This window comes from Carboxydocella sp. ULO1, from assembly GCF_002049255.1.
Classification (GTDB): domain Bacteria; phylum Bacillota.
On sequence record NZ_BDLQ01000057.1, the window covers coordinates 1 to 14,170 of the forward strand.

Consider the following 14,170-nt stretch of genomic DNA (forward strand, 5'->3'; position numbering starts at 1 on the left):
TGCCAAAAGGTATCACCCTGGGATCCACCGCCACTACTCCCCGATGGGGCCAGATACCTGTAGCTGTGCGCCGACCTGTATGGGTATAAGCAGTAGCCAGGACATTCATTACTTTAGCCACATCCCGTTCGCCACCCCGGGAAATCACCCCGCCGCGGGAAGCCACTCTGTTGCCTCCCTTTACTATCAGGGCTGGCCGGGCAGCTGCCACAACCCGCTGTTTTACTAACTGTTTTTGGATGAGCTTGTTATTTTGATATACCAGACGATATTTCTTTTCGATTTTTCCCGGTTTAGCCTGACGCAATACCTGTCGCCAGCCTGCCGGTTTCTTGGGGTCATACTGAACCAGCGGCTGGGCTGTAAAAGTGGTGTACTCGTACTTATAGACCGTTTGGGTTTTAATTTTGGTACGGGAGGGCCTTTTCACCGTTTTCCCCCAGGCAGCACTGCCGCTGATCACCAGAACAAAGGCTAACAGCAGGGCCAGTGTTGTCCGGAGTTTGCGGTTTATTACCATTGCATCCACTCCTTTCGCTTATACTATATTCGCCAAAGGAGGGATGAATTCCTGCCGGAGAAAAAATTACCAGTGGCAAAAGTTTCCGACTAAATCCGGAAAAGCTGGCAAGCATTGTCGAAAGTGCGTACTGCCAGTTCCTCCGGATCCATCTGCCTTAGTTCCGCAATTTTGCGCAACACCCAGACAACATAGGCTGATTCGTTCCGTTTACCCCGATAAGGCTCAGGGGTAAGATAAGGCGCATCGGTTTCAATCAACAGGCGCTCTAGCGGTACTTTGGCGGCAACCTCGGTTAACTTGCGGGCATTATGAAACGTCACCGGACCGGCAATGGATATATAAAACCCCAGGTCCAGGCAAACTTTAGCCATTTCCCAGCTGCCGGAAAAGCAGTGGAAGACACCACCGTTCTTTTCTCCAATCCGGGATTCCTTTACCATTGCCAGCAGATCGGCATGAGCATCCCGGTCATGGATAATCACCGGTTTACCTACCTGTTGAGCCAGTTCCATCTGGTGAGCAAAAACCCCTTGCTGTACCGGCCTGGGAGACAAGTCCCGGTAATAATCCAGGCCCATCTCTCCCAGAGCTACCACCTTGGGGTGAGCCGCTAGTTCCAGCAATTGTTTCCAGGTATCCTCATTAGCAGTTGCTGAATCATGGGGATGAATGCCCACCGCCGCATAGATAAAATCATATTTTTCCGCCAGGGCCAGGGAACGCCGGGAGGAGGAAAGGTCATAACCCACATTGACAATCCGCTCCACTCCGGCCTCCCGGGCCCGTTGTAACATTTCCTCCCGGTCCTGGTCATATTTGCGGTCATCCAGGTGGGCATGGGTATCAAAGAGTTTCAGTTTCGCCATTTTATTCGCCCCTTATTTTACTTTCGACCCGGGTTTAATATCTTTTTGGACAGTCAGTACCTCCAGCCCGTTTTCATCAGAAGCTGCCAGAATCATACCCTGACTTTCAATTCCCCGTAGCCTGGCAGGTTTCAGGTTGGCTACCAGCACAACTCGTTTGCCTACCAGTTCTTCAGGAGCATAGTGCTGGGCGATCCCGGACACGATGGTGCGGATTTCATCACCCAGCTTAACCTCTAGTTTCAGCAGTTTATCAGCTTTAGGCACCTTTTCGGCGGCAATAACTTCTACAACCCGCAAATCCACTTTACCAAAATCTTCAATAGTGATATAATTATTGTCAACAGATACTGCTTTTTCTACTTTTTCCACTGTCACTTTTTCTGCCTCCGTTTCTGTTCCTTTCCAATCAATCCGCGGGAAAAGGGCCTGGCCCTTGACTACTTTCAAACCAGCCGGTAAACCTCCCCAGACCTGTACCGAATCCCAATCTGCCTTATTCAAATCCGTCAGGCCCAGTTGTTGCCAGACCCGCGGAGCCAGTAAAGGCATAAAGGGTGAGAGCATTACTGTAACTATGCGGATCACTTCAGCCAGATTATAGAGAACTGTATTCAGTCTATCCTGTTGTTCCTGATCTTTGGCCAGTACCCAGGGGGCGGTTTCGTCAATATATTTATTGGCCCGGGCTATTAGTGGCCACAGTTCGGACAGGGCATTGGCCAGCTCCAGATTATCCATGGCCCGCGTATATCCAGCCAGAGCCTGCCGGTAGGTTTCAATCAGATCCTGGTCAACTGCCTGAAGGGGACCAGGGGCGGGCACGATCCCATCCCGGTATTTTTCAATCATGGCCACCGTGCGGGAAACCAGATTGCCCAGGTCATTGGCCAGATCAGCATTGATGCGATTGACCAGAGCTTCTTCCGAATAGTAGCCATCAGAACCAAAGGGCAATTCCCGCAAGAGGAAATAGCGTACAGCATCTACCCCGTATTTTTCCACCAGCTGAACGGGATCCACCACATTGCCCTTGGATTTGGACATCTTGCCCCCGGCCAGCAGTAGCCAGCCATGTCCGACTACCTTTTCCGGCAGGGGTATACCGGCTGCCATCAGGATTATGGGCCAGATGATGGTGTGGAAACGCACAATATCTTTCCCCACCAGGTGTACCGCCGGCCAGTACTTGCCCAGTTTCTCCCATTCCGGTCCGCCATAACCCAGGGCGGAGATATAGTTGGTCAGGGCGTCAAACCAGACGTAGATGACATGCTTGGGATCCCAGGGCACAGGAATACCCCAGTCAAAAGTGGTCCGGGAAACACAGAGGTCCTCCAGACCCTGTTTGATGAAATTAATCATTTCATTGCGCCGGGAAACAGGCTGAATGAATTCAGGATGTTCCTCAATGTACTGTAACAAACGGTCGGCATATTTGGACATACGGAAAAAGTAGCTTTCTTCCCGCACCAGCTCTACCGGTCGGCCGCAATCGGGACAATTGCCATCTACCAGTTTGTTTTCCGTCCAGAAGGTTTCACAGGGAGTGCAGTACCAGCCTTCATATTCTGATTTATAGATATCTCCCTGGTCATAAATCTTCTGAAAAATAGCCTGCACTACCTTTTTATGCCGTTCCTCGGTGGTGCGAATAAAATCATCATAATCCACATACAGGAGACGCCACAGCTTCTGAAACCCGGCAACAATCTGATCTACATGTTCCTGAGGAGTAAGGCCACGAGCCTTAGCGGTTCGCTGGATTTTCTGGCCATGTTCATCAGATCCGGTCAAAAACCGGACATCATACCCTCTCAACTTCTTGTACCTGGCAATGGTGTCTGCGGCCACCGTAGTATAGGCATGGCCGATATGTAAGTTATCGCTGGGATAATAAATGGGGGTGGTGATATAAAATGTAGGTTTGGCCATTTTCTTACCTCCTCATTCGGAAAAAATAAACCCCTCACTGAAGGGGTAAGAGGTTGTTCACGGCATTCCCGGGGACAACCTGCTGTCAAACTCCTCTTCACATCATTTTTACCCATACGGGTAATACTATTACTGATAATAGCTGATACAAAAAAAATTGTCAAGAAATGCAAATGCCCCCTTGACTTTAAATGGAAAGCTTGGTATCATAAGTCTGACGGTTGATGTAGTAATTTGTCGAAACTTGTCGAAGGGAGAGACGTCTGTGATGAAGTCTACTGGTATCGTAAGAAAAGTTGATGAACTGGGCCGGGTGGTTATTCCCATCGAGTTGCGCAGAACTCTGGGCATTGATGAAAAGGATGCCCTGGAAATCTATGTAGATGCGGAAAAAATCATCCTGAAGAAATACGAGCCGGCCTGTGTTTTCTGCGGCAATGCCGGTAACATCACCCATTTCCGGGGCAAAAATGTCTGCATGGACTGCGCCAAGGAAATGGGCGAACTGGCCAGCAAGTAGGGCTAAAACAAATAAGGGGGCAATAAGCCCCCTTATTCTTTTGTCAGCAACCGCTGGTATATTTCCCGGCGACTAAAACCGGTTTCTGCCGCCGCCTGTCGCGCCGCTTCTTTCAGGCTCATCCCAGTCTCCATAAGTTGCCGGGCCCGCATCAATGCCCTATCTTCAGTATGGGTCTCTGTTTCTTCCTCATTCTGCCCTTCTTTTTTCCCCGGATTTAGTATTACTACAAACTCACCCCGGGGCTGTTTCTCTTCCCACCAGTGCATAATTTCTTCCACCTGGCCCCTTACAATCTCTTCATGTACCTTGGTCAGCTCCCGGGCAATGGCTATTTGTGCTGTTGGGCAATACTCCCGGATTTCTTCCAACAGCAACCGCAGACGATGAGGGGCTTCATAAAAAACCAGGGTGTAGGGATGCTGTCGCAGCTTTCGCCAGAGCTGGCGCCGTTCTTTTTTGTGATGGGGCAGAAAACCGAAAAAGGTAAAGGGCAATTCCGCCATACCCGCAGCTACCAGTGCTGTCAAACCTGCATTGGGGCCCGGCAACACTTCCACTTTAATCCCGGCCTGCCAGGCCAGATCAATCAAATGCAAACCCGGATCGGAAATTCCCGGCATGCCTGCATCCGATACCAGGGCAATCTTTTTCCCTTTCTGGAGCTGGTCAATCAATTTGGGCCCCTTACTGGTTTCATTATGTTCATGATAACTGGTCAGAGGAGTGGAAATCTGAAAATGATTAAGTAGCTTAATGGTGTGCCGGGTATCCTCAGCCGCAATCAGGTCTACTTCCTTTAATACTCTGAGTACCCGCAAGGTTATATCTTCCAGATTGCCAATGGGGGTTGGGCAAACATAAAGCACTCCCTTACTCAAGGCCTACACTCCTCAGATCTTTATAAATAGCAAGCATGGCTGATGTATAATGCCCCTGTTCATCGTAGATGAACAGGGGAGGTAATACCTTTAACCCTGGGCCCCCATCTTTATATGCCTCCAGCAAAACCTGAGTGGCTATCCTGCTTTCCTTGCCATGTACAAACCACAGGCGCTTCACCTGAAAACGGTATTGGACCAGCAGCACCATTAGCTCAGCCAGTCTTTCCGGACGATAAACCATAGCCAGGCGGCCTCTGGTCCCCAGGGCCCTGGCTGCCGCTTTAATGACATCCTCCAGAGTACAGGTAAGTTCATGGCGAGCCATGCCGATCTTTTTAGTTGCGCTCAGTTTTCCTTGTCCCAGGGGGCGATAGGGTGGGTTGGCCACCACCAGGTTATAATGCCTGCCGGGTTTCCAGCTGCGTAAATCAGCATTAACAACTTCAATTCTCTCCTGCAGTTTATTAAGCCTGATGCTGCGCTGTGCCCGTTCAGCCACCTGTTCGTTTAATTCCAGGGCCGTAAAGGACAAATCCGGTTGACGCTGGATCATTAGAAGAGGAATGATGCCCGTTCCGGTACCCAGATCCAGGATAGTATCCCCCCGCTGGACAGTTGCAAACCAGCTGAGCAAAACAGCATCAATGGTATAGCGAAACTGATCTTCTGCCTGAATGATCTGCAATCCGTCAGTAGTCAAAGTATCAATTCTTTCTCCTGGCTCCAATCGGACCAAGTTGGTTTTCCTCCCTTTCCAGGGATTTTTTTAAGAAGCCCATACAAAAGAGACAGTCCCCTTCCTGGCGCATTTGCCCAAAATGCAGATTGCAAATATGAAAACCTTCATTATATAAACGAGCCAGGTTATCATAACCTTCGCCCCCCACCGGTTTCAAGGGCTTCCTTTCCGTCTTTTTTATCTGTACTTCTCCTTGCAGATAATTCTGGTAGATTTCTGTCACTTCCCGGCGCAGTTTTTCATTTTCCTCTTCCAAGTTTAATGCCTTTTCTTTTAATTCCTGTAACTCATCCAGCAAATGTTTGATGATAATTTCCAGCTCGGTGATTTTTTTGATGAGCTGCATGCTCTCACTCCTTGTTGTTGAGGAGTCTTTTCGCTTCATCCAGAGGAACTTCCACAATGTGTTTGCTTTCCTTCATTTCCACACTAACGGTTTTCTTTAAAATATTAGCAGCAACTATTTTTCCTTCTCCCGCCGGAAGGTTAACCCAGGTTCCCAGAGGTGGATAATCCTTTTTCTCTTCTTCATAAACATCATTTTCATACTTAAGGCAACACATCAAACGCCCACAGATACCGGAAATTTTAGTCGGGTTAAGGGATAAGTTCTGTTCTTTAGCCATTTTGATGGAAACAGGGACAAATTCCCCCAGGAATGTTTTACAACACAAGACCCGACCACAGCTGGCCAGCCCGCCCAGCATCTTGGCCTCATCCCTTACCCCGATTTGCCTTAACTCAATCCGGGTACGGAAAATAGCGGCCAGGTCCCGGACCAGGGCCCGGAAATCAATCCGGCCATCCGCAGTAAAATAGAAAATGATTTTACTGCGGTCAAAGGTGTATTCCACCCCTACCAGTTTCATGGGCAAGCCATGTTCCTGAATCTTTTCCAAACAGATTTTGAAGGCCTGTTTTTCCTTTTCTTCATTTTCTTTTACAATTTCCGCATCTTCGGGATTTGCAATCCGAATAACCTGTTTTAAAGGCTGAACTACATCTTCCTCCGCAATTTCCCTGATCCCGGTCACACATTGACCATATTCAATCCCGCGGGCTGTTTCCACAATCACATGATCACCGGCTTTTACCTCCCAGGGCCCGGGATCAAAATAATAGATCTTGCCCGCTTCCTTAAAGCGCACTCCTACTACTTTTACCATTTATTCTAACCTCCGTATCTGGCGATTTGCAGAAACAGCCATTCCAGCAAGAGCCGGATGTTTACATTGGTAGTCAGCAGGCGCTGGGCCTTTAGGATGCTGTCTGTGATAACCAGTATCTGTTCCCGCTGTAGACGCTGTTTCATTTCCTTTAACAATGGCTCACAATCCCTATTTAAGGTCAGTTGATTTTCTGCTGCCAGCTCATGAACCAGCAAATCCCGAAAAATACTCAGGAGAATTTCCAGTTTGACAGACAGCAGTTCCTTTTCTTTTTCCCATTCCTCTGCCTGTCTAAAACAGCAACTAACCCCCTGGGCTAAAATATCTTTTAATCCCGTGATAACCTGTTGACGAGTCAAAGCCAGACCTTTTTCCTGCAAAAATTCCTCCAGTTTGCCCGGAATCCCTTCTGCCAGCAACAAGAGGGTCTCAATCTCCCCCTGCCAGCCTTCCGGCATCACCTTGCCGGCAAATTCCCGCATTTCCTCATTATTGAGAGGGTAAAACTGCAAAGTCTGACAGCGGGAACGAATGGTTTCCAGTAAAGCAAAAGGCCGGTCAGTCAGGAGAAGAAATACGGTTCTTTCCGGCGGCTCTTCCAGAATTTTTAGCAGGCTATTGGCACTTTCCTCAGTCATCCCATCAGCCTGCTGGATCAAAACGACTCGTCCCCGCTCCAGCACAGGTTTCAATGTCAGGGTCTGCTGTAACTGCCGAACCTGCTCTATCTTAATAGAGTTACCTTCCGGCTGGATTTGGATAAACTCAGGATGAGTCCCGGCTTGAAAAAGATAACAAGCCTGGCAACTCTGACAGGCATCCCCATCCTCCCGGGGCTGAAGGCATAAAAAAGCCTGGGCAAAAGCCTGGGCTACCACCCTTTTCCCAATTCCCACCGGTCCTTGAAAAATGTAAGCATGGGCCATTTGCTGGTTTTTGAGGTTTTTTAAAAGAAAACGGACTAACTGTTTATGCCCGATAATTTCCTTCAACATCATGTTCACCACTTAATTCAGGTATACATATCTACCAGTAAGCCCCGAATTTCATCTACCCGGGCCAGTATTTCCACCTGGCTTTTTTCTTTTTGCAAAATCTCCTCGGTCAATTCCTCCAGTTTGGCATTGACTTTATCCACCAGGACATGCACTTTATATCGGCCTCTACGGTCCCAGCCCGTTTCTTCCCGGACCTGATAGCCAGATGAAACTACCTCCCGCAAAAAGTTACGCACCATTTCCTTATATCTTTTCAGTTCCACCAGGGTTCGGTGATTGGCCAGCCGCTGGCCCTGTACTTCAATATCTTTGATTAATTTATCCAGCTGTTTTCTGGTTTCCGTGGTCTGGGCCTTGATGAGCTGCTCATTAAAATCAGCCCTGCGAGCCTCGCCATCTTTTTCCCGCCCGGGACCATCAATTCCCGGCAAACCCCCGGGCCCACGGCGTAAATCAGATATTTTCATTTTCTCTCATCCTTTGCTGCAGGATCTGCCAAACCGAATCTACCACTTCAGCCAGGTCGCGACTGCCATCGATGATTTCCCAGTTTTGCTCTCTGGCCAATTCCAGATAACCTTGCCGCACCCTTTGGTGAAAGGCCAGCTCTTCCTGTTCCAGACGGTCAGGGGCTTGTCCCTGGCGATTTTTCTTAACCCGGCTTAATCCCAGCTCTGGTTCAATATCAAAGAGGAAAACCAGGTCCGGCTCCACTCCCAGGGTAGCCATCTGGTTAATTTGCCGTAAAAAGGTCAAATTCCAGCCTCGTCCGTAACCCTGATAAGCCAGTGTGCTGTAATAGTATCGGTCACTGAGCACTATTTTCCCTTCTGCCAGCGCCGGCAAAATCAAGCGCCTGACATGCTGCACTCGGTCAGCACAGTATAGAAAGGCCTCAGCCTCACCACACCATTCGTAATCAGTTCTAAGCAACAATTCCCGCAATAGCTGTCCTTCTCTGGTCCCCCCGGGTTCCCTGGTGGTAAGATAACTGACACCAGTCTGTTGCAGTTTACTGGTTATTTCCTGTAATACCGTTGATTTTCCCGCTCCATCCGGTCCTTCAAATACGATAAATTTTCCTGTCCGCAACTATTTCACCACCCAAATTTCCTCAATACCCCAGGCCTCCAGTGCAGCGATGGTATCTGCCTGAATTACTTCCCCGGGACAAACAATAGCTAAACCCGGTGGGCATGGTGCTACCGTTTGGGCTGCCACTCTGTCTTTGGCCTGATTTGTTGCTACCCGTTCTTTCTTGGCCAGCCAGGCTTCCCGGGGCAACATGACCAGGCGGTTCTCCTCAGGATAAAATTGTTCTTTCCAGCAGTTAGGTTTCCCCGTTTTTGGTTTTAATTGGCCTAAAGCCTCGATTAATCTTTTCCCCTGTTCTGGATTGAAGTCATAGTTTATCAATAACAGGACCCGATCTGCCTCGTATTTTTCTACCACTATCCCCTTCTGTCTTAAATGAGTAGCCACTTCTACTCCTGTATATCCTTCCAACCTCAACAAAAGCCTGGTCCTATCCAGCTGGTAGCCGGCTGGTAATTGCTCTGGTTTTAATACTTCTATCCCTATCCTCTCCAGCTCCCAGCGCAATTGTTCCGCCCACTCCAGCATCTGCTCGATTTTTTCCCGGCCATGAAAATACAGCTCCCTGCGCGCTAGATCCAGTGCCGCCATAAACAAATAGGAAGGGCTGGTTGTAGTGAGTAGCGATAGGTTCTTTCGCACCCAGTCAGCCTTTAGTTTCGTAGTGGGCAGGTGCAGATAACCCGTCTGTGTCAGAGCCGGACCGGTTTTATGCAACCCATGCACCACCCCGTCACAGCCTGAAGTGATGGCACTTACAGGCATCCTTTCATGCCAGGGAAATAATGCGCCATGGGCCTCATCTACCAGAACAGGTGCAGTGGTGTTGTAGCTATTTGCCAGCATCCAGTCTTTAAGAGGCCAGGCTACCCCTTCATAGGAAGGGTACAAAAAGAAAATACCATCACTATCCAGCGCAACCCCTTCAGTTTCTGGCCCGATAATCAGCTGCCATTCCGGCAAAAAAACTGGAGGGTAAAATACCGGTTCCGCCCCCGTCAGCACCAGAGCATGGAAGACACTGGCATGAGCCCAGCGCGGTATAGCTATTCTGTTTCCATTTTGCGAGACCACCGCTGCCATCATGGCCCAGATTCCCGCTGAAGCTCCTTCCACCAGAAAAAAGGAAGCCTGGGTTTGATATGCCTCTGCCAGCAGTTTTTCCGCAGCTGCAATACAACCCTCTGGCTGATGCCAGCTATCCAGTCCCGGGATCTCGGTGACATCCCAGCGGGCAACCGCAGCCAGCTCTGGCCAAAGGGATTGAAAAGCCCGGCCCTGACCATGGCCCGGCATATGCCAGCAATCTCCCTTTTGGGCCAGATATTCATTTATGGCATCAAAAATTGGACAATCTGCTTGTTTGTTCATAATTTTTATTTTACCATAAGCCCGCAGCTGTGCCAAAAGTTTTAACTCATATCAGAAAAGGAAAAGCGAAAAATAGTTGTACCGGGGGAAATGGAGGGATTCTTATGAAGAAAAAACGGGAAGACATTATCGATTTTGCTAAATTAAGCAAAAAGTATCGTACCAATGTCAAACGGATAGTATCGCTCTGGCAAAAAGGCAAAGATGACTTTGAAGTTTCCAGCAGCCTGGGTATTGATTACTTCACTTTAAAACAGCTGCGCTATGAAATCGAACAGGCTCATCTCCGCCACCGATATCAGTCCTGGATAAATTCTCATTCTTTACAGAGATGAACCTTTGGTTTAAACTAAGAGTAGAGGTGATAGCGGTGGATATTGAACTGCTCCTGTTTCTCTGGCGCTGGCAGATTTTGACCTCTACTTTTAGTCAAAACCAGTTACCTAATTCTCTTAATACTGACAATACTGCCAGTTTTGCTGAGATCTTGCAATCTGCTGTTGCGCAGGCCGAGCAAAAAGCGGAAACTACGCGACAGCAAGTTTCAGGTGCGATTAAAGCCCCTGCTGCTTTCGCTCCATTAATTCAGCAAGCGGCACAAAAATACGGGGTTGATCCGGATCTGATCACTGCTGTAATTCAAGCGGAGTCCAGTTTTAATCCCCATGCTATTTCCCGCGTCGGGGCCCAGGGGCTGATGCAGTTAATGCCTGCTACTGCCCGCGCGCTTGGAGTAACCAATGCTTTCGATCCAGCCCAGAATATCGAAGGGGGTACAAAATATTTAAGGCAACTGCTGGACCAGTTTGGGGGCAATGAAGCCCTGGCTGTAGCGGCCTATAATGCTGGTCCCCATGCTGTGAAAAAGTACGGTAATAATATTCCCCCTTATCAGGAAACGCAAAACTATGTGAAACGGGTTTTGTCTAATAAGTTGGAGCTGGAAGCCTAAAAGGACTGTCGCTGGGACAGTCCTTTTACTTTTTTATACTATATCTAATTTTACTCAAGTCCTCATTTGGTTTCGGTTTTCTAAAAACAAACAAATGCTCATGCATAATTAAATAAAAATCCAGTTGATTAGCTTTATTGCGCCATATTCCTTCTGTAGTTTTACAATTATGCTGAATTTTTATTATATCTTCTTTAAGGGCAAATCCTTGATTTAAAAAACGTTCCATCACATAATAAGCTAAAGGAACGTAATGTCTGCCCTTTCTGGTATCACCAATTAAAATCGCACAATACCTATTAGGTTTTAGAACGCGATATAACTCTGCAATTATTATTTCAAGCTCATCACAAAATTTTTTGACACCAGAAATATTAGACAAATCGCCATCTATTTTACCTTCAGAATAAGATATTATATTCAAATAAGGCGGGTGAGTTAAAATTAAATCTATACTTTCGTCTTTAATAAAATATAAATTACGAGCATCAGCATTAAATAATTTAAAGTTGCTTTCTGTATTATTATAATCAATTTTTATTCTTTCCCTAGTTATGTTTATTGCTTTTTCATTTATATCAACACCTATGCCTTTCCTGCCTAAAATTTTAGCTTCAATGAGTGTAGTCCCACTGCCTACCATAGGGTCTAAAATTAATTCACCTTCTGAAGAATATTTCAGTATTACATTTCTAGCAATTTGTGGAGCAAAATTTCCCCTATAATCACTTTATGCGTCGCCCAATTACCCCTGTCCGGAAAAGACCAAACCGTAGTTGTTTCTAGATTAATCTCTTGAAATAAGTCATCTTTTTTGTCCATAAATAATTTCTCCTAAACAAATATTTCAAACTTTATATTTGAACTCCTTATATCATATTTGTATTTTATTAACTTTAATCCAGTCCAGGTTTTTGATTGGATGGGTCTTCTTCCTTTTAAGTAGTTTCTTTGTATTATATTTGTTAAATTTTGTATAGCATCATTAGAAAAATCATAAGCAACTAAAAATGCATTTATCATTGAATAATCACCAAAAGCATATTCATCTCTAATCCAGTCTACATACTTCATTAATTGTTCAATATCTTCCAATCTTGCTATATCTTTTTTGTTTTCAATTACAATATACTCCGATTTTGTATTTTTAAATCCCTTAATATAGGAGTATCCGAAAATATCCATTTTATCCATATAATCAATTGGCTTAAAAGGAGACGCAATTACTTGATGAGATAAATAATCCCATTCGCCAAATATCTTGATTGTATTAGGTTCTTTCTGAGAAAGCTGAAAAAGAATTCCTGCTTCTAGAGCCATTTCGTGAGAAAGACGATCTCCATCGGCACAGCTTTTTAGAATGTCGTTACAATTAAATAAATAATCTGGCGTAATTTTTTTACTTAACAAAGAATGATGATTTATGTAATCACTAAAAAAACATTCATGGGATTTTGGATTAGTTAAAATATTTTTGTTACGCCGCAAGAATATATCAATTAAAGCCTGGTTTTCATCATCATCAACTTTTATAAATGATACCTTCCAAAAAGCTCTTAACATACGAAATACTGGCGGGTTTGAGGCAAGAACATCATCCATATCTATTCCTTCTTTAAAAAAATATGGACTTGGTTTAAATACGCATATCCATCGTTGGTTTATACTTCCTTGGCCTTCATTCCATAACAACTTTTTTTCCAATTCTGAATATGGAGGTAATAATGGCTTATTAGCATCAGGATAGTTTAAAAACTTGCAATCTCCGTTTATATTTACTAATTCCCCAATTCCATAAATTTTGCGGTCAATAAAAAAATATATATTGTCTCCTGGTTTCATTGTAGCATAATCAGCAAAAGTGGCTTCATGATGTATTCTCCAATATCCATTCGGGGGTGATAACAAAGTAGAATAAACTCCATTCTTAATATATAGTTCTAAAGCACTATTTGAATTTAGGTTAATAATATAACCTGCCATTTTTCTCACCTATTCTACTTCTTCATTAGCTATAATTTCTAATTATTAATTCAGAAATGGGGCCACGTTTATCCGGACGACAATTTATAGCTCTTTTGGCATAAACTTTAACTATGTTATATCCTTTATAAAGTTCCTTAATAAACGGAGTATCAGAGTTACTTAACATTAGTTTACTCCCTCTTCTATCTAATTCACAAAAAATATTTGCTAACCTGATCTGGTCTTTCTCTGTAAAATCGTCGCTTGTATAACTAGTAAAAGACGATGTTTCTGAAAGCGGATGATAGGGGGGATCAAAATAGATAAAGGTATTTTTGTCTGCATAATCTAAACACATATCAAAATCACCAAATAATATTTCAGTTCTTTTTAATAATTCTCTTGCACGCATTAAGTTTTCTCTATCAATTAATTTAGGGTTTTTATATTTTCCAAAAGGTACATTAAATTCTCCCTTTTTATTTACCCTCCAAAGCCCATTATATCCAGTTTTGTTTAAGTAAAGAAATCTTGCTGCTCTTTGTATATTTGTTAATTGGTGTGGCTGTAACTTTCTAATATAATAATAAAACTCCGCATCATTTTTATAACTTGTTAATTCTTCAATCATTTCGTCCAAATTATCCCTAACCACTCTATAAAAATTGATAAGTTCATGGTTTTTATCAATTATTATTGGCTTTTCTGGCTCTAAGAAAAAATACAAAGCTCCTCCCCCAATAAATGGTTCTATATATCTATCAAAACTTTCAGGCAAAAATTTTGTTATTGTATCTAAAAGTTGTGTCTTACCGCCTGCCCATTTTACTAATGGCTTTATTTGAACCTTATAATTAACCATCTTATAATTAATCAAATTTAAATTCCCCCTAAAAATTAGTTTTATCCTTTACCTTTTTTATTCAGCACAATATTCTATTCTACACTTACAGTTAACTTCCTTCCGGTAGTCAATTTAATTCGATAAAATATGGAATATAAATAAAATACCCACCAAGCATTTCTGCTTGATGGGTTAGCTCGTGTCCGGCAGCGACCTACTCTCCCAGGACCCTGCGGTCCAAGTACCATCGGCGCTGGTGGGCTTAACTGCCGTGTTCGGTATGGGTACGGGTGTTGCCCCACCGCCATT

Annotated in this window: 18 protein-coding genes and 1 rRNA gene; 3 read left to right on the forward strand and 16 right to left on the reverse strand. The window is 44.9% G+C overall.

The genetic code is table 11. The features are described from left to right. From ULO1_RS08085 to metG, 3 genes are all read right to left on the reverse strand, one after another. Positions 1-520 (reverse strand): G5 domain-containing protein (locus tag ULO1_RS08085; RefSeq protein ID WP_200806951.1); only part of this gene is annotated, 520 nt, incomplete at its 3' end. 89 nt (positions 521-609) lie between these two features. Then, positions 610-1,389: a TatD family hydrolase gene (locus ULO1_RS08090; RefSeq protein ID WP_078665748.1), complete on the reverse strand. Its 780-nt coding sequence runs from the start codon at positions 1,387-1,389 to the stop codon at positions 610-612. 12 nt (positions 1,390-1,401) lie between these two features. Further along, positions 1,402-3,324 carry a methionine--tRNA ligase gene (gene metG / locus ULO1_RS08095; RefSeq protein ID WP_078665749.1) on the reverse strand — a complete coding sequence of 641 codons (1,923 nt, stop codon included), beginning with the start codon at positions 3,322-3,324 and terminating at the stop codon, positions 1,402-1,404. A gap of 268 nt (positions 3,325-3,592) precedes the next feature. Here metG and ULO1_RS08100 point away from each other — a divergent pair, with 268 nt between their 5' ends. Next, on the forward strand, positions 3,593-3,844 hold the full coding sequence (locus ULO1_RS08100; RefSeq protein WP_078665750.1) for an AbrB/MazE/SpoVT family DNA-binding domain-containing protein: 252 nt from the start codon (positions 3,593-3,595) through the stop codon (positions 3,842-3,844). Positions 3,845-3,876: 32 nt separating this feature from the next. Here ULO1_RS08100 and rsmI read toward each other — a convergent pair whose 3' ends face one another. Genes rsmI through ULO1_RS08140 form a run of 8 tightly spaced genes read right to left on the reverse strand, consistent with a single transcriptional unit; the run spans position 3,877 to position 10,136 of the window. Next, a complete protein-coding gene (rsmI, locus tag ULO1_RS08105) occupies positions 3,877-4,725 on the reverse strand; it encodes a 16S rRNA (cytidine(1402)-2'-O)-methyltransferase (RefSeq protein ID WP_079907650.1) in 849 nt (282 codons plus the stop codon). After that, positions 4,718-5,464, reverse strand: a complete 747-nt coding sequence (locus ULO1_RS08110; protein ID WP_078665752.1) for a tRNA1(Val) (adenine(37)-N6)-methyltransferase — start codon at positions 5,462-5,464, stop codon at positions 4,718-4,720. The genes rsmI and ULO1_RS08110 overlap by 8 nt, the downstream gene beginning before the upstream one ends. Next, the gene (locus ULO1_RS08115) at positions 5,433-5,813 is read right to left on the reverse strand and encodes an initiation control protein YabA (protein ID WP_078665753.1); all 381 of its coding nucleotides are present in this window, start codon (positions 5,811-5,813) and stop codon (positions 5,433-5,435) included. The genes ULO1_RS08110 and ULO1_RS08115 overlap by 32 nt, the downstream gene beginning before the upstream one ends. A 4-nt stretch (positions 5,814-5,817) precedes the next feature. Beyond that, a complete protein-coding gene (locus ULO1_RS08120) occupies positions 5,818-6,633 on the reverse strand; it encodes a stage 0 sporulation family protein (protein WP_078665754.1) in 816 nt (271 codons plus the stop codon). Between the two features lie 5 nt (positions 6,634-6,638). Continuing rightward, complete coding sequence (gene holB, locus ULO1_RS08125) at positions 6,639-7,631, reverse strand: DNA polymerase III subunit delta' (RefSeq protein WP_159071758.1); 993 nt, start codon at positions 7,629-7,631, stop codon at positions 6,639-6,641. 17 nt (positions 7,632-7,648) lie between these two features. Then, positions 7,649-8,101, reverse strand: a complete 453-nt coding sequence (locus ULO1_RS08130) for a YaaR family protein (RefSeq protein ID WP_078665756.1) — start codon at positions 8,099-8,101, stop codon at positions 7,649-7,651. Beyond that, entirely contained in the window at positions 8,088-8,726 is a 639-nt protein-coding gene (gene tmk / locus ULO1_RS08135; protein ID WP_078665757.1) for a dTMP kinase, read from the reverse strand. The genes ULO1_RS08130 and tmk overlap by 14 nt, the downstream gene beginning before the upstream one ends. Next, the gene (locus tag ULO1_RS08140; RefSeq protein ID WP_079933362.1) at positions 8,727-10,136 is read right to left on the reverse strand and encodes an aminotransferase class I/II-fold pyridoxal phosphate-dependent enzyme; all 1,410 of its coding nucleotides are present in this window, start codon (positions 10,134-10,136) and stop codon (positions 8,727-8,729) included. It abuts the gene before it with no gap. Between the two features lie 68 nt (positions 10,137-10,204). Between ULO1_RS08140 and ULO1_RS08145 the strand changes: the two genes are divergently transcribed. Together ULO1_RS08145 and ULO1_RS15305 are read left to right on the forward strand one after the other, a co-directional pair. Then, positions 10,205-10,435, forward strand: a complete 231-nt coding sequence (locus ULO1_RS08145) for a hypothetical protein (RefSeq protein WP_078665759.1) — start codon at positions 10,205-10,207, stop codon at positions 10,433-10,435. 35 nt (positions 10,436-10,470) lie between these two features. After that, entirely contained in the window at positions 10,471-11,052 is a 582-nt protein-coding gene (locus tag ULO1_RS15305; RefSeq protein WP_278308219.1) for a lytic transglycosylase domain-containing protein, read from the forward strand. A gap of 25 nt (positions 11,053-11,077) precedes the next feature. Here the strand turns inward: ULO1_RS15305 and ULO1_RS08155 are convergent, their stop codons facing one another. The 5 genes from ULO1_RS08155 to rrf form a co-directional block, all read right to left on the reverse strand. Further along, positions 11,078-11,752 carry a TRM11 family methyltransferase gene (locus ULO1_RS08155; protein ID WP_307167850.1) on the reverse strand — a complete coding sequence of 225 codons (675 nt, stop codon included), beginning with the start codon at positions 11,750-11,752 and terminating at the stop codon, positions 11,078-11,080. After that, complete coding sequence (locus tag ULO1_RS15175; RefSeq protein ID WP_242947917.1) at positions 11,737-11,874, reverse strand: hypothetical protein; 138 nt, start codon at positions 11,872-11,874, stop codon at positions 11,737-11,739. The genes ULO1_RS08155 and ULO1_RS15175 overlap by 16 nt, the downstream gene beginning before the upstream one ends. A 12-nt stretch (positions 11,875-11,886) precedes the next feature. Then, positions 11,887-13,035: a hypothetical protein gene (locus tag ULO1_RS08160; protein ID WP_078665762.1), complete on the reverse strand. Its 1,149-nt coding sequence runs from the start codon at positions 13,033-13,035 to the stop codon at positions 11,887-11,889. Positions 13,036-13,060: 25 nt separating this feature from the next. Next, the gene (locus tag ULO1_RS08165; RefSeq protein ID WP_242947918.1) at positions 13,061-13,894 is read right to left on the reverse strand and encodes a DNA adenine methylase; all 834 of its coding nucleotides are present in this window, start codon (positions 13,892-13,894) and stop codon (positions 13,061-13,063) included. A 168-nt stretch (positions 13,895-14,062) separates the two neighbouring features. Beyond that, positions 14,063-14,170 (reverse strand): 5S ribosomal RNA (rrf, locus tag ULO1_RS08170); the annotation flags it as partial.